This window comes from Pseudomonas sp. Je.1.5.c (assembly GCF_051129895.1).
Taxonomy (GTDB): domain Bacteria; phylum Pseudomonadota; class Gammaproteobacteria; order Pseudomonadales; family Pseudomonadaceae; genus Aquipseudomonas; species Aquipseudomonas urmiensis.
This window is the reverse complement of sequence record NZ_JBCPSP010000064.1, coordinates 1-20,523: the sequence shown is the minus strand read 5'-3', so window position 1 is coordinate 20,523 and position 20,523 is coordinate 1. Positions and strand designations below refer to the sequence as shown.

Genomic DNA, 20,523 nt, shown 5'->3' with positions numbered 1-20,523 from the left:
TGGTGGATCTGCTGACACCATCGCGGGGCAAGCCCGCTCCCACGGGATATGCAGAGCGCTTTACTCGGCGATCAGCCAGTCCATGCGGAAGCTGCCAGCAGTCTGCGCCAGCTCCTTGGCCAGCCACGGCAGCAGCTCGTTGAGCTCTTCTTCCAGGCCCCACGGCGGGTTGGCGATGGCCAGGCCCGAGCCGTTCAAGCCCTGCGGGCTGTCCTGGTGATGGACATAGAGCTCGACGCGCAGCAGTTTCGGCGCGCCGGTGCTGGTCAGGTCCTGATAGAAGCGGGTCAGCGAACGCTGATCCTTGATCGGGTACCAGATGGCCGCGACCGTCTGGCGCATGCGGCCAATCGCCTCTTTCATGGCCACGGTGCAGCGCTTGAGCTCGTCAGCCTGCTCAAACGGCGGGTCGATCAGCATGATCGCGCGCTTTTCCTGGACCGGCAGCAGCGCCCGCGGCACATGCCAGCCTTCGCCCAGGTGAACCGTGACCCGTGGGTCTTTCTTCATGTTCTCTTTGAGCAGCGGACCGTCTTCGGGGTGCTTCTCATTGAGCAACGCGCGATCCTGCTGACGCATCAGCCGGCGAGCCAGTTCTGGCGAGCCTGGGTAGTAGCGCAGCTCGCCATCCTGGTTCAGACGCTTGATGACACGCAGGTAGTCGGCCGTGCTCGCCGGCAGATCATCGCGGTTCCACAAGCGCGCGACACCTTCCAGGTATTCACCGGTGCGCGTCGCCTGATCGCCCTGCAAGTCGTACAGGCCGAGACCGGCGTGGGTATCGATGTAGGCGAACGGCTGCTCCTTGCGCGACATCAGGGCGATGAGGCGGGTCAGCACGATGTGTTTGAGGACGTCGGCGTGGTTGCCGGCGTGGAAGGCGTGACGATAGTTCATGGCAACTCCTGCAAGGCCGGAAAGTTTACCTTGTCGCGCCTGAGGAGTCAGGCCTGACGGTGATCAGCGGCTGCCCGCTGCCGCCATGAAGCAACTACCAGGGAGCGGGCCTGCCCCGCGATGAGGCCAAACCCAAGCCAATAAAAAACCCGCACCTGGAACAGGTGCGGGCCTTTCAGACAGCGATCAAACCCGCATCACTTACCGATATGGTAAGCCTGGTCGGCCTTCTCGAAGCGCGAAACCATGCTGCTCGATGGGCTACCCAGCTTGCTCACCACGAAGATTGCGATGGTGGCGAACAGGAAGCCTGGGATGATCTCGTACAGACCGGTATCCAGCTGTTTCCAGAAGATCACGGTCAGCGCACCGATGACGATACCGGCCAGGGCGCCGTTGCGGGTCATGCCTTTCCACAGTACCGAGATCAGCACCACCGGACCAAACGCAGCACCGAAGCCCGCCCAGGCATAAGCCACCAGGCCAAGTACGCGGTTATCCGGGTTGGCAGCCAGGGCAATGGCGATCAGCGCCACAGCCAGCACCATCAGGCGACCGACCCAGACCAGCTCGACCTGCGAAGCGTTCTTGCGCAGGAAGGTCTTGTAGAAGTCTTCGGTCAGGGCGCTGGAGCACACCAGCAGCTGGCAGCTCAAGGTACTCATCACCGCCGCCAGGATGGCCGACAGCAGCACACCGGCAACCCACGGGTTGAACAGAATCTTCGCCAGCTCGATGAATACCCGCTCGTGGTTCTCGGTGACCGGACCGGCCAGCTCAGGGTTGGCCGAGAAGTACGCGATACCGAAGAAGCCCACGGCGCAGGTACCGGCCAGGCACAGGATCATCCAGGTCATGGAGATGCGGCGGGCGTTGGCGATCGACTTGACCGAATCAGCCGCCATGAAGCGCGCCAGGATGTGCGGCTGGCCGAAGTAGCCCAGGCCCCAGCCCATCAGCGAGATGATGCCGATGAAGGTCGCGCCCTTGAACATGTCGAAGTTCGCCGGGTTCTGCGCCTCGATGGCGAGGAAAGTGGTGTCGACGCCGCCGGTGGAGATCAGCACGATGATCGGCGTAAGGATCAGCGCGAAGATCATCAGCGAGGCCTGCACGGTGTCGGTCCAGCTCACCGCCAGGAAGCCACCGACGAAGGTGTAGGCGATGGTTGCCGCAGCACCGGCCCACAGGGCGGTTTCGTACGACATGCCGAAGGTGCTTTCGAACAGGCGTGCGCCGGCCACGATGCCGGAGGCGCAATAGATGGTGAAGAACACCAGGATGACGATCGCCGAGATGATCCGCAGCAGCCCGCTGTTGTCTTCGAAGCGGCTGGCGAAGTAGTCCGGCAGGGTCAGCGCGTCACCGTTGTGTTCGGTCTGCACACGCAGACGGCCAGCGACGAACAGCCAGTTCAGGTAGGCACCGACGGTCAGGCCGATGGCGATCCAGGCCTCGGAAAGGCCCGACATGTAGATGGCGCCCGGCAGGCCCATCAGCAGCCAGCCGCTCATGTCCGAAGCGCCAGCTGAGAGCGCGGTCACCACGCTGCCAAGACTACGCCCACCGAGGATGTAGTCGGAGAGGTTGTTGGTGGAGCGATAGGCCGCGAAGCCGATCAGCACCATTGCCGCGATGTAGATCACGAAAGTGATCGTGATTGGATTGCCCATGGTTGTGCCCTGGCGTTTGTTTTTATCTCTTGCGACCACCCTATAAGGCGGTTGCACCCAGGCGGCGCATCCTATGCAACAACATGAAGCGGGTGCAACCATTTTTCATTTGCAAGTTGCACCCAGCAATGCAATTTCGCCTAAAGGGTGTTTTTTGCTCCTTTTTGGAGCAAACACAGCGCTTTTCAGAAGAAAACGCACCACGAATGACCATTCTTGCTGTGTAGGAATTGTCGTCGGACGAGTTGCACCTGATCCTACAAAAAATCGGGTTGCACCCGGTTGCACCCGGATTGTCCTACAGCTAATCTTGGCGCCAGCTTAGGCCACGCCCGTGGCAATAATGAGGATAAGAAATGGCGACGACCACCCTGGGGGTCAAACTCGACGACCCTACCCGTGAGCGACTTAAAGCAGCTGCGCAGTCCATCGACCGCACGCCGCATTGGTTGATCAAACAAGCGATCTTCAATTACCTGGAGAAGCTCGAGGGTGGTGCCACCCTGACCGAACTCAACGGTCATGCCAGCAACCTTTCCGACGACGCCGGCGAAGTTCAGCCCGAGCACAGCCACCAGTGCTTCCTCGAGTTCGCCGAAAGCATTCTGCCGCAGTCGGTACTGCGTTCGGCGATCACCGCCGCCTACCGCCGCCCTGAGCAAGAAATGGTGCCAATGCTGCTGGAGCAGGCGCGCCTGTCCAGCGCTCAAGCCGAAGCCACCAACAAACTGGCCTCCGGCATCGCCGAAAAACTGCGTAACCAGAAGAGCGCCAGCGGCCGTGCCGGTATCGTCCAGGGCCTACTGCAAGAGTTCTCGCTGTCGTCCCAGGAAGGCGTGGCACTTATGTGCCTGGCCGAAGCCCTGCTGCGCATCCCCGACAAGGGTACCCGTGATGCGCTGATCCGCGACAAGATCAGCACCGGCAACTGGCAACCGCACCTGGGCAACAGCCCGTCGCTGTTCGTCAACGCCGCCACCTGGGGCCTGCTGCTGACCGGCAAGCTGGTCTCCACCCACAACGAATCCGGCCTGACCTCCTCGCTCACCCGCATCATCGGCAAGAGCGGCGAGCCGATGATCCGCAAGGGCGTCGACATGGCCATGCGCCTGATGGGCGAGCAGTTCGTCACCGGCGAGACCATCGCCGAAGCCCTGGCCAACGCCAGCCGCTTCGAATCGAAAGGCTTCCGTTATTCCTACGACATGCTCGGCGAAGCCGCACTGACCGAGCACGACGCGCAGAAATACCTGGCCTCCTACGAGCAAGCGATCCACTCGATCGGCAAAGCCTCGCACGGTCGCGGCATCTATGAAGGCCCGGGCATCTCGATCAAGCTCTCGGCCCTGCACCCGCGCTACAGCCGCGCCCAGTACGAGCGCGTGATGGACGAGCTGTACCCGCGCCTGCTGTCGCTGACCTTGCTGGCCAAGCAATACGACATCGGCCTGAACATCGACGCCGAAGAGGCCGATCGCCTGGAGCTGTCGCTGGACCTGCTCGAGCGCCTGTGCTTCGAGCCTTCGCTGGCGGGCTGGAACGGCATCGGCTTCGTCATCCAGGCTTACCAGAAGCGCTGCCCGTATGTCATCGACTCGGTCATCGACCTGGCCAAGCGCAGTCGTCACCGCCTGATGATCCGCCTGGTCAAGGGTGCCTACTGGGACAGCGAGATCAAGCGCGCCCAAGTCGAAGGCCTGGAAGGCTACCCCGTTTACACCCGCAAGGTGTACACCGACGTCTCCTATATCGCCTGCGCCCGCAAGCTGCTGTCGGTACCCGAAGCGATCTACCCGCAGTTCGCCACCCACAACGCCCACACCCTGTCGGCCATCTACCATATCGCCGGGCAGAACTACTACCCGGGCCAGTACGAGTTCCAGTGCCTGCACGGCATGGGCGAGCCGCTGTATGAGCAAGTGGTAGGCAAAGTCTCCGAAGGCAAGCTCAACCGTCCGTGCCGCGTCTACGCCCCGGTCGGCACCCACGAGACGCTGCTGGCCTACCTGGTCCGCCGCCTGCTGGAAAACGGCGCCAACACGTCGTTCGTCAACCGCATCGCCGATCACTCGATCTCGATTCAAGAGCTGGTCGCCGACCCGGTCGCCAGCATCGAGCAGATGGCCACTCAGGAAGGTAGCATCGGCCTGCCACACCCACGCATTCCGCTGCCGCGTGACCTGTATGGCAGCGAGCGGGCCAACTCGGCCGGCATCGACCTGGCCAACGAGCATCGCCTGGCATCGCTGTCCTGCGCCCTGCTGGCGACCGCTCACAACGACTGGAAAGCGGCCCCTCTGCTGGGTTGCGCCAGCAGCCAGGAAGCGGCGGCACCGGTACTCAACCCGTCCGATCACCGTGACGTGGTTGGCCACGTGCAGGAAGCGACCGTCGCTGATGTCGACAATGCCATCCAGTGCGCACTGAATGCCGCACCGATCTGGCAGGCCACGCCGCCAGCCGAGCGCGCCGCGATCCTTGAGCGCAGCGCCGACCTGATGGAAGCCGAGATCCAGCCGCTGATGGGCCTGCTGGTCCGCGAAGCGGGCAAGACCTACGCCAATGCCATCGCCGAAGTGCGCGAAGCCGTCGACTTCCTGCGCTACTACGCGGTGCAGGCACGCAACGATTTCAGCAACGACGCCCACCGCCCACTGGGCCCCGTGGTGTGCATCAGCCCGTGGAACTTCCCCCTGGCCATCTTCAGTGGCCAAGTCGCCGCAGCCCTGGCCGCAGGCAACCCGGTGCTGGCCAAGCCTGCCGAGCAAACACCACTGGTCGCCGCCCAGGCCGTGCGCCTGCTGCTCGAAGCCGGTATCCCGGAAGGCGTCCTGCAACTGCTGCCAGGCCGCGGCGAAACCGTCGGTGCCCGCCTGGTCGGTGATGAGCGGGTCAAAGGCGTGATGTTCACCGGCTCCACCGAAGTGGCCCGCCTGCTGCAACGCAACATCGCCGGTCGCCTGGATGCCCAAGGTCGGCCGATCCCGCTGATCGCCGAAACCGGTGGCCAGAACGCGATGATCGTCGACTCCTCGGCGCTGACCGAACAGGTGGTGATCGACGTGGTTTCCTCGGCCTTCGACAGCGCCGGCCAGCGTTGCTCGGCGCTGCGCGTACTGTGCCTGCAGGAAGACTCCGCCGACCGCGTGATCGAAATGCTCAAGGGCGCCATGGCGCAGAGCCGCCAAGGCAACCCAGAGCGCCTGTCCGTGGACATCGGCCCGGTGATCGATGCTGAAGCCAAGGCAGGTATCGAGAAGCACATCCAAGGCATGCGCGAAAAAGGCCGCACCGTTTACCAGGTGGCCATCGCCGATGCCGCCGAGTGCAAGCGCGGCACCTTCGTCATGCCGACCCTGATCGAGCTGGAAAGCTTCGACGAGCTCAAGCGCGAGATCTTCGGCCCGGTGCTGCACGTGGTGCGCTACAACCGCCGCAACCTCGACCAGCTGATCGAGCAGATCAACGCTTCCGGCTACGGCCTGACCCTCGGCGTGCACACCCGCATCGACGAGACCATCGCCAAGGTTGTGGATAACGTCAACGCCGGCAACATGTACGTCAACCGCAACATCGTCGGCGCGGTGGTCGGCGTGCAGCCATTCGGTGGTGAAGGGCTGTCCGGCACCGGCCCGAAAGCGGGCGGCCCGCTGTACCTGTACCGCCTGCTGTCGACCCGCCCGGCCGACGCCGTGGCCCGTCATTTCCAGCGTGCCGATGGCGAAGCCAAGGTCGATAGCGTCCTGCGCGATCAACTGATCAAGCCACTGCACGCCCTCAAGGCCTGGGCCGAGAGCAACCAACTGGCTGAGCTATCGAGCCTGTGCGAGCAGTTCGCCGCCCAGTCGCAGAGTGGTATCAGCCGCCTGCTGCCAGGCCCGACCGGCGAGCGCAACAGCTACACCATCCTGCCGCGCGAGCACGTGCTGTGCCTGGCTGACAACGAGGCAGACTTGCTCGCTCAGCTGGCCGCGGTATTGGCCGTGGGTAGCTCGGCGGTGTTCCAGGACGTCGAGCCGGCGAAGAGCCTGCGTGCTCGCCTACCGAAGGAACTGCAAGCCAAGGTCAAGCTGGTTGCCGATTGGAACAAAGACGAAGTTGCGTTCGATGCAGTCATTCACCATGGCGACTCGGATCAACTGCGCGCGGTGTGCGAGCAGGTAGCCAAGCGCGCAGGCGCCATCGTTGGTGTGCACGGGCTGTCCAGCGGCGATCATCAGATTGCCTTGGAGCGCTTGGTGATCGAGCGCGCGGTGAGCGTCAACACCGCTGCGGCGGGTGGTAACGCTAGCTTGATGACCATCGGCTGATAGGGCTGAGGTAAATGAAAAGGAGAGCTTCGGCTCTCCTTTTTTTTGCGAAAAAAACCCCTCCCAAACTCCTACCGCTCTGCGAGAAATTTCCCACGCCAGCATCAGACCGGTCTGCTTTTGATCGGGAAGCACTTCCTTGCACCATCGCTCCCCAACGGATGCCCTGCCCCGCCAGGAGCCATCCCGGCCCATGGATCGGCGATGCAGGAAGCCAAGATGCTCTCTCAGCAGGATGTGCGCTTTACCTCCAGTAGCGTTGACGACAGTGCCTTCGCTGTCGTCCGGGTCACACCCGCCCGCTCGGCCACGGAGCACAGCCGATGAGCGCCGCCCCTTCAACTCACCGCGAAGTGGCGCTGGTCCCGGCCAACACCCTGCACCAGAGCGACGTCGACTTCAGCATGAAGAAGCTCGACCAGTGGCTGCTGCGCATGACCAACGACACCGTCGGCTGGAACACCATCCACACCGTTGGCTCGGTCTTGCCAGGGGTTGGCGGCGTCTTTGCCGCCATCGATGCCATCGCAGACCTGATTACCCTGATCGATGGCAATCAGGATGACGTCGTTACCTGGATCAGCTTTGGCATCAACGTCTTCGGCATCATGTCCTTCCCCGGCGTCGGCGCCGCCCGGGCGGCAATCCGCCCGACCCTGCACATGCTGCGCAGCCACAGCAAAGCCACCCTTGGCAATGCCTTGCTGACCGCGCTGGAAAGCAACCTCAACGCGCTCGCCCCCGGCGCCATTGAAGACTTTGCCACCGCGCTGCAACAGGGCCTTGCCAGCCTGCTGAGCCAGATCGCCGACAAGATCAAGCAAACCTGCCTCAGCTTCGCCAGCATGATCCGCTCGGTGGCGAGCCCGGAAGGCCAGCGCAAGATCGCGGAAACGGTCAAGAGCGGGAAAAAGTTCGTCGCCTCCACCGGCATTTTGGGCATGGCCATTTCCCTGCTGATCGACGACCCGCGCATGTCCGATGCGACCGTGCGCAAACTGCTGGAAGTGGCCGATACCGCGCAAACCATCGGCGCCAACGCCCACCGGAAAATCAACGCCCTGGCCGACCCGAGCAACACCCAGAGCATTGGCTACCTGGTCAGCATGCTGCTGACCGCCCTGGCCAATCGCAAAGGCCGCAAGGCCCAGGCGCAGAACATCGCCCCGCACGGCACCAGCCAGGCCACTGCGGTGAGTGGCCAGGGCCAGCTGGTCGCCCGCTCCAGCGAAGCCCCGGCCAAAGCCGATCCGTCCGCCAAGAAGGACGGCTGCCCCTCGACCTGCCGCAGCATCAGCTTCGCCCGTGGCAGCGAAACCCTCACCCACACCGATTTCAGTTTGCCCGGCTGCTTTGCGCTGCAGTGGTCACGCACCTACCGCTCCAGCCTGGCGGCGCTCGACGGTGGCGTGTTCGGCGCCCGCTGGATCACGCCGTTCTCGACCTGCCTCGATGTGCTCAAGCAGGGCGTGCTCTACCACGCCGCGGACGGTCGCAGCCACGCCTACCCGCTGCCGAAAATCGGCAAGCACCATTACGACGCCATCGAAGGCCTGGTGCTGATTCGCACCCAAGAGACGCAACTGGTCATCGCCCGCGGCTATGCCAGCCAGGAAAGCTACCAGCGCCAGGGCGAGCGCTTCGTGCTGCAGAGCATCCGCCAGCGCGGCGGCGCGCGTATCGACCTGCACTATGAGCACCATCACCAGGGCACCCCGGTGCTGTCGGACTTAGTGACCTACCAGAACGAGGTGCAGCACCAGCACCTGGCCACCGCGCTCGACGAGCACGGTCGGATCAGTGCGCTGTGGCAGGTGCGCAACGGCCAGCCACACCGCCAGCTGGCCGCCTATCGTTACGACGAACACGGCGACCTGCTGCAGGCCGACGATGAGCACCAGGCCAGCTGGAGCTACCAGTACCAGGATCACCTGATCACCCGTTACAGCGACCGCAGCGGGCGCGGCATCAACCTGCAATGGCAAGGCACCGGGCCTGACGCCAAGGCGGTGCGCGAGTGGGCCGACGATGGCAGCTTCGATACCCGCCTGGCGTGGGATGCCGATGTTCGCCTGACCTGCGTCACCGACGCCCACGGCCAGGTCACCAAGCACTACTACGACGGCCTGGGCTTTACCTACCGGGTGATTCATCCCGATGGCAGCGAAGAGTGGTTGCTGCGCGACACCGCCAAGAACATCACCCAGCACCTGCACGCCGATGGCAGCACCGAGCGCTTCGCCTACGACGAGCGCGGCAACCTGCTGCAACATACCCGCGCCGACGGCAGTTGCGTGCACTACGCCTACGACGACCACGACCAACTGCTCAAGACCCGCGACGCCGAAGGCGGCCTGTGGCGGCGGGACTACGACCAGCGCGGCAACCTCATCGAAACCATCGACCCGCTGGAGAACACCACCCAGTACCGCTACAACAGCGACAACCTGCCCATCGCCGTAGTCGATGCCAATGGCAACGAAAAAACCCTCGCCTACACCGCCGACGGCCTGCTCAGCCAGTACACCGACTGCTCCGGCCACACCCGCCACTGGCACTACGACCCCTGCGGCCAGCTGATCCGCTACACCGACGCCCTCGGCCAAGTCACCGAGTACGCCTACGAAGCCGGCCAACTGGCCCGCCTCACCCACCCCGACCACAGCCACGAGCAGTTCGAGCGCGACGCCGAAGGCCGCTTGCTCAGCCATACCGACGCGCTGCAGCGGCGCACCTGCTGGGCCTACAACGTCGCCGGCCTGATCGCCACACGCACCGACGCCCAGGGCCACACCCTCGACTACCGCTGGGACCGCCTCGGCCGCCTGCTCGAGCTGCGCAACGAAAACCACAGCAGCGCCCGCTTCAGCTACGACAGCATGGGCCGCCTGCTGAGCGAGACCGGCTTCGACGGCAAGCGCCGCAGCTACCATTACCACGCCGAAAGCGGCGTGCTCGCCCAGCAGCTGGACGAAGACCGGATCATCGAGTTCGCCTTCGACCCGCTCGGCCGCCTCAGCCAACGCCACGCCGGCCACCGCCATGGCCAGCACTGGCAAAGCGAAGCCTTCCACTACGACGGCAACGGCCAGCTGCTCATGGCCGAGAACAGCCAGAGCAAGCTGCAGTGGTTCTACGACCGGGCCGGCAACCTCAGCCGCGAGCACCAGTACTACCGCTTTCTCGACACCCCCAGCGTGGCCATCTGGCAGCACGAGTACGACGCCCTCAACCAACGCTGTGCCACCACCCGCCCGGATGGCCACCGGGTCAGCTGGCTGACCTACGGCAGCGGCCACCTGCTGGCGATCAAGCTCGATGACGCCGAGCTGCTCAGCTACCAGCGCGACGCCCTGCACCGGGAAATCGGCCGCGTGCAAGGCAACGGCCTGCAGCAACGCCAGCAATGGACGGCCAACGGCTACCTGCACACGCAAAGCCTCACCCGGCCCGGCAGCAACGACTACCTGCGCAAGCGCCAGCACCATTACGACCCCGCCGGCCAACTGACCACCATCGACGACAGCAACCGCGGCACGCTCAGCTACCGCTACGACCCGCTCAACCGCCTGCTCGGCGCACACAGCCGGCTGGGTGCGGAAACCTTCGCCTTCGACCCCGCCAGCAACCTGCTCGACCCCCACGAAGCGCCCCAGGCCAACGGCCTCAAACGCAGCCGGCAGATGGACAACCTGCTGCACCAGTACCTGGGCAACCACTACCGCTACGACCCCCGCGGCAACCTCAGCGAGCGCTGGCTGGACGGCCAGCACGGCCGCTTCACCTGGGACCTGTACGACCGCCTGGTGGGCTACGAAGATGCCCGGCTCAAGGTCAACTACGGCTACGACGCCCTCGGCCGGCGCCTCTACAAGCAATCGGCTGCCAAGTACCAAGACCGCGCGCAGGCAGGCCCGCTGTGGAACCGCAAGCAACGCCTGGACCTCGATGAGCGCTACGGCTGCAAGAGCAGCATCTATGGCTGGGACGGCGACCACCTGGCGTTTGAAAGCACCTACCATCCGCGCGGCGAACGCACCACACACTACCTCTACGAGCCAGGCACCTTCGTGCCGCTGGTGCAGGCCTCGTACGAGCAACAAATCGCCCTGCTGCCCGAGCCCAGTTATGACGGGCCGTATGACATCGATCAGGATCCGGTCTGGCAATACCAGCCCCAGGCACCGGCCTTCAGAGCGCTGGACTGGTACCAATGCGACCACCTCGGAACCCCGCTGGAGCTGACCGATCAGCACGGCGAAATGGTCTGGCGGGCGGACTACCACGCCTGGGGGCAGGCCCAGGTGAGGCTCAGCGAGGCGGCGCAGCGCAGGAAACTCGACACTGCGCTACGGTTTCAGGGGCAGTACCTGGATGTGGAGACCGGACTGCATTACAACCGGTACCGGTACTATGATCCGCAGGTGGGGCGGTTTGTTTCGGCGGATCCGATTGGGTATGCCGGGGGGCTGAATCTTTATCAATATGCGCCGAATCCAGTTGAGTGGATTGATCCACTGGGTTTAGCAAAAAAACTATACCATACATACACTAAAACTCATCCGGAAAGTGGAACCGTATACTCGGGCAGAACTTGTGGTTGCAAATTGCCCGAAGAAAATATCGCTAGGAGAGACAGCGGGCACCATATGAACAAACAAGGCTTCGGGCCTGCAGTTCTTGACAAAACCTCAGAAAACCCGTCCGCGATTCGCGGAAGAGAGCAAATCTTAATAGACACCAACGGGAAAGCACAATCGATGGGAGGTACGTCGGGAAATGTGCTGAATGGCATTTCCACTAGAAACAAAAATGCATCAAATTACTTTGATGCAGCGCACCAGGAATTCGGAGAATAACATGCGTAAAAAGAATGGTACCTTAGGGGATATACTGAAAATTGATTTAAAAAATGGGTCCTACGCCTTTGGTCGAGTGCTCAAAAGCCCGCTCATAGCCTTTTACGATGTTGCCTCAGAAACTCAGACCCCACCGGAAGGACTTTTGAGCAGAGATATATTATTCAAAGTATGGGTAATGAAAAGCGCATTTAAATCCAAAAACTGGGTGATAATCGGAAACTCACCAATTGACACCCCTCTTATGGAAGATCCATGGTTCTTCAAAATAGACCCCATCAGCAAAAAATTCTCAAGATACAAAGACGGCATAGAAGTCCCAGCATTTCGAGAGGAGTGTTTGCATTTAGAAAGAGCTGCCGCATGGTCCCCAGAACATATTGAAGATAGGCTACGCGATTATTTCATGGGCATTCCAAACAAGTGGGTAGAGTCATTGAAATGCCCGACTTGATAGAGGAAATTTGATTCCCCCAGTGCATGTACTCTGTTTTACATGCCAGCAAGACTGACGCGAGAACCAAAAGTTCTTTAATAATCTGGTCTTCCCTTTTCAACGTTGAGACGCTGAAGAGCCACATTCAGCCACCGCCATGGCCAGCACTGGCAAAGCGAAGCCTTCCACTACGACGGCAACGGCCAGCTGCTCATGGCCGAGAACAGCTAGAGCAAAGCTGCAGTGGTTCTGGGGGACGAATATAGTGAGACTGGTAAAAACTGGTAGCTGAGTATTTAGCAGCACTGACGGATGACAAGAATTAAGAATCGACAACAAATCCACTAAAGGAAATCACACCCCTATTACTCCGAATGAACATCTGAACATATACGACCAAAACCCCACCACACCTAAAGCAAATAATCACATACCATTTTGGGCAAGTTGATGATCACACCTCAACTCAATAAAACTGGACGAATAATCGCTGATAATGACAAGGATTACTACATAAGGATAATATGCGACAAAGAAAATACGGGAGGCTATCTTATACTGACCTCATCCAACCTTGATTTAAGCAGCGGATTCGACAACTGGGTAGAAACAGAGGAAACCCTACAAAAATATATTGAAGAGTCAAAATGGGAAATAGATTGGACAGTAGAATGAAGCACAACCGAAGAACAGTCGGAAAAACTTTATAACCCCTACTGTAAAAACCCAAAAAACAAGTGAAACTTTAATAACAGAAGACAAGTTCAACAGACTCATAGGTCTTTGCAACTCAGCGACTAGTGCCGTTTGGAAATCTCATCGAAGGTAGGAGAGTAGATCTAATTTCAGTACATAGGAAGTACGAGAGAAGAAATTTCAAGCGGACACACACTAACGATTACTCATGCCTGAAGGCCTGACTATAAAATACGAGCGCACAAGGTGAGTCACGAAATTGACAAGTCAAGGATAGCCACCGAAATCCTAGACTATTTGAATACGCACAAATACCAGCCCGATCGAGCGGCCCAATATATATTCAAGATATGGCTTGATGAAAAAATCTACCTTTTCGACGACCAACCATTTTGCGACAACATTGACAAACTTAGCAGCATGGACGCGGGAGATGAGTTCACTTTTACAAAGGAAGAGATTATAGAAATTCTCACCCCATACATTACACCCATCACATAAAACACCCATACACTTAACACCCCAGAGAACAAACACACCCCATCAAAAATTTACCTATAAGATCACGAAGGCATACTTGACATTCTAGATCCTAAAACCGGCGCTAGAAGTTCACGACTAGTGATACCGAAACCATGAAAAAACCTTTAACAACGAATAAAACATTCAACTCAACCTCAGTGCAACTTGGCTTCCAGGGGGATGGAGCCACCCGCTTCATCGAGAAAGCCGACTATTACCTACTAATAAACCACCAAAAATCAGCATACAACAAGACATTCTATATAAATGTTGGCATTATTTATAAAGAGCTATTAAGCACCCACCCTAGCGCACAACAATTAAACGGCGCTTTTAATGTAAAAAATCCAACAACTGTAATCCATGTTGACTTCAGGCTAGATGACTTCCCTGGAGCCTCGCAAAACTTACAGGAAACATTTGACTCACTAGTCAAACAGCACGACCTCGAAAGCAGTGCGAACGTACTAATGGACAATCTAAAAAAACTTTTAAGCTTCATGCAAGAAAACCATGCACGCGATAACATAAGATCCCTGAGAGACCAAAAAAAACTCAACGCAATGATACTCAAAGAGGTTTGACCTAAGCTTAGCTACGTTGGCGCCAAGCAAGCATGAACAATGAACTATACAAAGAATTAGAGTGCGCACTAAAAAAACTAAATATCAAAATCGAAAAACCTATCAATAGCGAAAAAAACACACTAGTTAGATCAATCGAGAAAAAATACATCAGAGGAAATCCTAGGGCGTGGTGGACCTCTATGCAAAGGCAGCCGAAAATATATGAGCAACCTGACAGCCGAGGACACCTTAAAATCCTTCAGATAGCGCCAAAAACCCATGAAGATGTTTGGCTCATCGCAGACGAAGACAATGAAGAAAAAATCATACTAGGACTTCCTATAGAACTCATACCCTCAGTACTCGAAGAATGCTATTACTTTGAGTATTACATTACACCAAAGGATTTGTCCTGGCTGCTTGCAGAGAACGACCACGGGGACCTCCTTTTAATCATTGACGACAACAAGTGAACTACCCGCACACACTGCTAAAGCTGATGAGCGCGCCGAGCACCACCAGAGTAATGAACTCAGGAAAAAACTCATGAAAATTTTAGTCCGACTAAGAATCGACTCAGATGACTACCCACCCGTTTCCTATGAATCACTGTGGGCTACCCTCAACCCTGACGACACATGCACAATAGACAACACTCCGTACTATGTATATGGCCTTAGCAAAGGGGACTCAGTGAGTGTGAAGTTCGAAGACGGGGAGCGTTATGCAGACACGATAACATCTAAAGGCGGACACTCAACTTTAAGAGTTTTTTCAAGCAACCAGGATGAGTCCATGGAGATAATAGATTTCATCAGGAAGAATGGGGGGAACTGTTCAAAATCTCATGGGCTATCACTATTTTCGGTCGACATCCCCGCAAAGTGCTCTTTTGAAGTGATTGATGATTATTTATCAAACATACAAAATGATGACACCATCGCATTCGAAGACGCGTGTCTGCAACATGCAAACATCCCTCAGGACAGACTGTTAGAGTGCCTATCACTGGCCACCCTAGTAGAAACCCCGGCCAAAGCCAAACTCACCCAATGACAACCTGAATACATCGAAAAATTAAATCCAAACAACAGCCGCTCAAAACTGGACCACCACACCATCAAATAAAACCAAGGCGAAGCCCCGAAGCCACCCAACTAAACAGACAAAAACAAAACAGACTATTAGAGTTCGATAACTGGCCAGAACAGTCTAACTCCGCGAAGGAAACATGAATGCAAGAAAAAACAAAACTCTCACGCTTTCATTTGAAGAGGCAATTACTCTACTGAGTGAGCTCGAAACCCTACTCATCTCTCTAGCTAATATTGGCAGACACTATCATCACGAGACCACACCCTTGAACGAGCAGGCCAATATACAGTACGCGCTAGAAACAACTCGGTTCATTGATGAATACAACATTACAAACACCCTCGCACAGATGAGGAAAATGATTTCAGAGAAATTTGACAACTCCATAGGCACGGATGACATGGGGGACATTGAACGAGCAATTCAAAACCTCAAAACTTGGGAAAAACCAGGCGACCAGCTAAAATAATGTTTCAGTATAGGAAAGATCAAATCAGCAAAAACACAATACAACAGGGCACAGTGTCGAGCATCCGACACCGCTCAGCCTGGGCTTCACCCTATCTCGAGTTTCGATGAAGAAATCGGTATCGGCGCGTCACGCCTCTAGCCCCGATCGCTTCGCAGCCACGAGCAATACCTGCGGATAGGTCGCTACAAAGTTCAGTGGACTCGCCCCTCACAGTATTGGGCGGATACATACCATTTTCTTCCCCTTATCACGCCTGCCTATTACGCTGTCGGTTTCATCTGCACGCCACTTAGACTCGACGCATCCCGCACCAGGACCACGCCCATGCCCGAGACCCTGCTCAGCTCCCGCAACCTCGCCTTCGAACTCTATGAAGTGCTCGACGCCCAAGCCCTGACCCAGCGTCCGCGCTTCGCCGAACACAGCCGCGAGACCTTCGATGCAGCGCTGGCCACGGCGCGCACCATCGCCGAAAAGTACTTCGCGCCGCACAACCGCAAGGGCGATGAGCACGAGCCGCGTTATGTCGACGGGCGTGCCGAGCTGATTGCGGAGGTCAAGCCGGCGGTCGACGCCTTCCTCCAAGCGGGCTTTCTCAATGCCAACCGCGATTTCGAGGTGGGCGGCATGCAGCTGCCGAGCCTGGTCTCGCAGGCCTGCTTCGCACATTTCCAGGCGGCCAACGCTGGCACCACGGCCTATCCGTTCCTGACCATGGGTGCGGCCAACCTGATCGAGAGTTTTGGCACCGAACAGCACAAACGCCTGTTCTTGCAGCCGATGATCGATGGCCGCTACTTCGGCACCATGGCGCTGACCGAGCCGCATGCCGGTTCTTCACTGGCCGATATCCGCACCCGCGCCGAGCCTGCTGCTGACGGCAGCTACCGGATCAAGGGCAACAAGATCTTCATTTCTGGCGGCGACCATGAGCTTTCAGAGAACATCGTGCACATGGTCCTGGCCAAACTGCCGGATGCGCCTGCCGGGGTGAAGGGTATCTCGCTGTTCATCGTGCCTAAGTACCTGGTCAACCAGGACGGCAGCCTCGGGCCGCGCAACGATGTGGCGTTGGCCGGGCTGTTCCACAAGATGGGCTGGCGCGGCACCACCTCCACCGCGCTGAATTTCGGCGACAACGGCGAGTGTGTCGGCTACCTGATCGGCCAGCCGCACCAGGGTCTGGCCTGCATGTTCCAGATGATGAACGAGGCGCGCATCGGGGTCGGCATGGGCGCGGTGATGCTCGGCTATGCCGGCTACCTGTACTCCCTGGAATACGCCCGTCAACGGCCGCAGGGCCGGCTGCCGGACAACAAGGATCCGCACAGCCCGGCGGTGCCGATCATCGCCCACAGCGATGTGAAGCGCATGCTGCTGGCGCAAAAAGCCTATGTCGAAGGCGCCTTCGACCTGGGCCTGTACGCGGCGCGGCTGTTCGACGACACCCACACCGCGCCCAGCGAAGAGGGCCGACGCCAGGCCCAGGAGCTGCTCGACCTGCTCACGCCCATCGTCAAATCCTGGCCGTCGGAGTTTTGTCTCAAAGCCAATGAACTGGCGATCCAGATCCTCGGCGGCCATGGCTATACCCGCGAATATCCAGTGGAGCAGTACTACCGCGACAACCGCCTGAACCCGATCCATGAGGGCACCCATGGCATTCAGTCGCTCGACCTGCTGGGACGTAAATTGGCGCAGAACGGCGGTGCCGGGCTCAAGCAGTTGATTCGCCTGATCGCGGCCACCGGCGAGCGCGCCAGCCACCACCCACGCCTTGACGCCCTGCGCGAGCCGCTCGAGCAACTGGTCAATCGGCTGCAGGCCGTCACCCTGGCCCTGCTGGGCGACCTGGCGCAAGGCAAGATCAGTGGCGCGCTGGCCAACTCGGCGCTGTACCTCAAGGCCTTCGGCCATTGCGTGATCGGTTGGCGTTGGCTGGAACAGGCGATCCACGCCGAGATCGGACTGCTCAACGGCCATCAGGCAGACCGTGACTTTTATCTGGGCAAATTGCAGGCCGCGCGTTATTTCCTGACCTGGGAAGTGCCGGGCTGCCATAATGACCTCGCATTGCTCGAGGCCCGCGACGATACCTGCCTGGGCATGCACGAGGGGTGGTTCTAGGGGGAGCCACCGCGCACACGGAGGTTCCCGCATGTTCGATTCCAGCGCCCTGCTGCGCCAGCGCTTCGCTGCGCTGCGCAGTACGGCCGAGTTGTTTTCCCTGCGCCATGTGAAACAGTCCTACCAAGGCCTGTCGGTGCGCCGCAATGTCGCCGAGCCGCCATTCTTCAGCCAGGATGAAGGCGCCATGCTCACGGTGCGCATCAACGGTGTCGAGGCCTACGCGGCCACCGCCGACCTGTCCCAAGCCGGTTTGCAACAGGCACTGCAACAGGCCGAGGCATTGGCGCGGCAGATCGCCGCGCACAGCCTGCTCGACCTGCGCGAACACGCCGTACCCAGCGAGCGTCACGAGCATATTTCGCCGAACTTCGAGCAGTCCTTGCCCAACCTTGCCGATTGCCTCGACCTGCTCGCCGCCGAGTCGGCCAGCGTGCCCAAGGACAACCGCCTGGTCGACTGGCAGGCGAGCCTGGGCATCAGCCGCGTCGAGCAGACCTACCTGAACTCCGCTGGCGCCGAGCTGCGCCATGCCCAGCGCTTTCTGTTCCCGGGCCTTGGCGTGACGGCCAGCGACGGCCAGGACAGCCAGAGCCGCAGCCTGGGGCGGGACAACTTTGGCCAGCAGGGCGGCTTCGAGATCATCCAGCGCTGTGGCCTGGTCGGCGCCGCCCGCCGCGTGGCCGATGAGGCCCTGCAATTGCTGCTGGCGCCCAACACCCCTAGCGGCCCGCGCGACCTGCTGTTGATGCCCGACCAGATGATGCTGCAAATCCACGAGTCGATCGGCCACCCGCTGGAGATGGACCGCATCCTCGGTGACGAGCGCAACTACGCCGGGACCAGCTTCGTCAAAGCCAGCGACTTCGGCCACCTGCAATACGGCTCGACACTGCTCAACGTGACCTTCGACCCAACCATCGACGAAGAGCTGGCCAGCTACAGCCACGACGATGACGGGACCCGGGCCCGCAAGCAGTTCCTGATTCGCCAAGGTAAGCTGCTGCGTCCGCTGGGTGGCGCGCTGTCGCAGTTCCGCTCGGGGCTGGACGGGGTGGCCAACAGCCGGGCCTGTAGCTGGAACCGCGCACCCATCGACCGCATGGCCAACCTCAACATCGAGCCAGGCGATCAGTCGCTCGAGCAGCTGATCGGCGGCATCGAGCGCGGCATCCTGATGCGCACCAACCGTTCCTGGTCCATCGACGATGCGCGCAACAAGTTCCAGTTCGGCTGCGAGTGGGGCCAGTTGATCGAAGAGGGTCAGCTCAAGGGCGTGGTGAAGAACCCCAACTACCGCGGTATCTCCGCGCAGTTCTGGAGCAACCTGGCGGCAGTTGGCGATCGCAGCACCTTCCAGGTCCTCGGCACGCCCAACTGCGGCAAGGGCGAGCCTAACCAGGTGGTCCGCGTGGGCCATGCTTCGCCGGCTTGTGTATTCCGCCAGATCGACGTATTCGGAGGAGACGCCTGATGAGCGCCACACCCCAGCAACGCTTCGAACAGCTGCTGAGCGCCTTGCGCGCTGCGCTGCAGGATGGCGAGCAGTTCACCCTCGGTTTCAGCGCCGAGCAGTCGCAATTTATCCGTTTCAACCATGCCAAGGTGCGTCAGGCTGGCGAAGTCAGCCAGGCCAGCGCGCAACTGCGGCTGGTGCGCGATGGCCGCCAAGCCGAGCAGCAGTTCACCCTGTGTGGCGACGCCGAGCTCGACCGCCAGCGCCTGCACGAGGCCCTCGAGCAACTGCGCCAGACCCTGCCACTGCTGGCGCTCGATCCTTACCTGAGCCTGGACGACAGCGCCTGGCAGTCGCACAGCCAGCAGCAACAAGCGCTGCCTGACATCGCCGAGGTGCTGGCGCTGGTGGAACGCGAGGCGGGTCAGTTGGACCTGGTGGGTATCTACGCAGCCGGGCCGATCTGTCGGGGCTTTGCCAGCTCCTATGGCGCCTTTGGCTGGCATCAGGCCAATAGCTTCAACTTCGACTGGAGCCTGTTCCACGCCAATGGCCAGGCGGTCAAAGCCAACTACGCCGGGCAGTCGTGGGATGCTGCAGCGATGGTCGAGCGCCTGCGCCTGAGCCGCGAGCAACTGGCGTTTCTTGGCCGGCCGGCGATTACCCTCAAGCCTGGCAGCTATCGCGCCTACCTGGCGCCAGCGGCCATGGATGAAATTGCCGGGATGCTCGGCTGGGGCGGCTTCTCAGCCCAGGCCTTGGCCACGGGCAACAGCCCGTTGCAGCGACTGTACAGCGGCGATGCGCAGCTCAGCCCGCTGGTCAGTTTCGACGAGCAGGTCAGCGGCTCGCTGAGCCCCGCGTTTTCCGATGAAGGCCTGCCGCGCCGCGATGTTCGGCTGATCGGCGAAGGGCGTGGCCTGGAGCGACTGATCAGCGCGCGCAGCGCCGCTGAATTCGCCCTGACGGCCAATGGCGCGGACAGCTACGAGGCGCCGTGCGCCCTGAGCCTAGCGCCGGGCAATCTGCCTTCGGCGCAGATTCTGCAACGCCTGGGCACCGGGCTGTACATCAGCAACCTGTGGTACCTGAACTACTCGGACCTGCCAGCGGCGCGCATGACCGGCCTGACCCGTTTTGCCACCTTCTGGGTGGAGGATGGCCAGATCCAGGGGCCGGTCAGCACCATGCGCTTCGACGATACCCTTTACAACCTGCTGGGTAACCAGCTGGAGGACCTGACCTGTGAGCGCGAGTTGATCCTGTCGACCAGCACCTATGGCCAGCGGCACACCGGATCGAGTCATTTGCCCGGGGCGTTGGTCAAAGGGCTCACGCTTACCCTGTAAACACCTCTGTACGGCTTTTCGTGGGAGCGGGCTTGCCCCGCGATAGCGTCAGCCATTGTCGGCCC

At 59.8% G+C, this 20,523-nt stretch carries 13 protein-coding genes; 11 read left to right on the top strand and 2 right to left on the bottom strand.

Going from position 1 to position 20,523, the window contains the following annotated elements; all coding sequences use genetic code 11:
• Positions 1–60 precede the first annotated feature (60 nt).
• Entirely contained in the window at positions 61–897 is an 837-nt protein-coding gene (locus AAZU54_RS25975; protein ID WP_186555645.1) for a 23S rRNA (adenine(2030)-N(6))-methyltransferase RlmJ, read from the bottom strand.
• Positions 898–1,094: 197 nt separating this feature from the next.
• Positions 1,095–2,570: a sodium/proline symporter PutP gene (gene putP, locus AAZU54_RS25970; protein ID WP_312154829.1), complete on the bottom strand. Its 1,476-nt coding sequence runs from the start codon at positions 2,568–2,570 to the stop codon at positions 1,095–1,097.
• Positions 2,571–2,926: 356 nt separating this feature from the next.
• On the opposite strand from putP, the gene putA reads away from it, so the two are divergent.
• The 11 genes from putA to AAZU54_RS25915 all read left to right on the top strand — a co-directional run bounded on the left by putA (position 2,927) and on the right by AAZU54_RS25915 (position 20,458).
• Positions 2,927–6,880, top strand: coding sequence for a trifunctional transcriptional regulator/proline dehydrogenase/L-glutamate gamma-semialdehyde dehydrogenase (putA, locus tag AAZU54_RS25965; RefSeq protein ID WP_186555647.1), 3,954 nt, complete (start codon positions 2,927–2,929; stop codon positions 6,878–6,880).
• Between the two features lie 323 nt (positions 6,881–7,203).
• Positions 7,204–11,739 (top strand): RHS repeat-associated core domain-containing protein, encoded by a 4,536-nt coding sequence (locus tag AAZU54_RS25960; RefSeq protein WP_434727837.1) that lies wholly within the window; start codon positions 7,204–7,206, stop codon positions 11,737–11,739.
• A gap of 1 nt (position 11,740) precedes the next feature.
• Positions 11,741–12,193: an immunity 26/phosphotriesterase HocA family protein gene (locus tag AAZU54_RS25955; protein WP_186557517.1), complete on the top strand. Its 453-nt coding sequence runs from the start codon at positions 11,741–11,743 to the stop codon at positions 12,191–12,193.
• A 432-nt stretch (positions 12,194–12,625) separates the two neighbouring features.
• Complete coding sequence (locus tag AAZU54_RS25950) at positions 12,626–12,850, top strand: hypothetical protein (RefSeq protein WP_186557518.1); 225 nt, start codon at positions 12,626–12,628, stop codon at positions 12,848–12,850.
• Positions 12,851–13,506: 656 nt separating this feature from the next.
• Positions 13,507–13,977 (top strand): DUF4304 domain-containing protein, encoded by a 471-nt coding sequence (locus tag AAZU54_RS25945; protein WP_186557519.1) that lies wholly within the window; start codon positions 13,507–13,509, stop codon positions 13,975–13,977.
• Positions 13,978–14,009: 32 nt separating this feature from the next.
• A complete protein-coding gene (locus AAZU54_RS25940; RefSeq protein ID WP_186557520.1) occupies positions 14,010–14,432 on the top strand; it encodes a DUF6756 family protein in 423 nt (140 codons plus the stop codon).
• A gap of 73 nt (positions 14,433–14,505) precedes the next feature.
• Positions 14,506–15,015, top strand: a complete 510-nt coding sequence (locus AAZU54_RS25935; protein WP_186557522.1) for a DUF4265 domain-containing protein — start codon at positions 14,506–14,508, stop codon at positions 15,013–15,015.
• A gap of 175 nt (positions 15,016–15,190) precedes the next feature.
• Positions 15,191–15,523 carry a hypothetical protein gene (locus AAZU54_RS25930; RefSeq protein WP_405130283.1) on the top strand — a complete coding sequence of 111 codons (333 nt, stop codon included), beginning with the start codon at positions 15,191–15,193 and terminating at the stop codon, positions 15,521–15,523.
• Positions 15,524–15,850: 327 nt separating this feature from the next.
• Complete coding sequence (locus AAZU54_RS25925; RefSeq protein WP_434727836.1) at positions 15,851–17,653, top strand: acyl-CoA dehydrogenase; 1,803 nt, start codon at positions 15,851–15,853, stop codon at positions 17,651–17,653.
• A 31-nt stretch (positions 17,654–17,684) separates the two neighbouring features.
• Positions 17,685–19,127 carry a TldD/PmbA family protein gene (locus AAZU54_RS25920; protein ID WP_434727835.1) on the top strand — a complete coding sequence of 481 codons (1,443 nt, stop codon included), beginning with the start codon at positions 17,685–17,687 and terminating at the stop codon, positions 19,125–19,127.
• Positions 19,127–20,458, top strand: coding sequence for a TldD/PmbA family protein (locus tag AAZU54_RS25915; RefSeq protein WP_425634869.1), 1,332 nt, complete (start codon positions 19,127–19,129; stop codon positions 20,456–20,458). The genes AAZU54_RS25920 and AAZU54_RS25915 overlap by 1 nt, the downstream gene beginning before the upstream one ends.
• Positions 20,459–20,523: the final 65 nt, after the last annotated feature.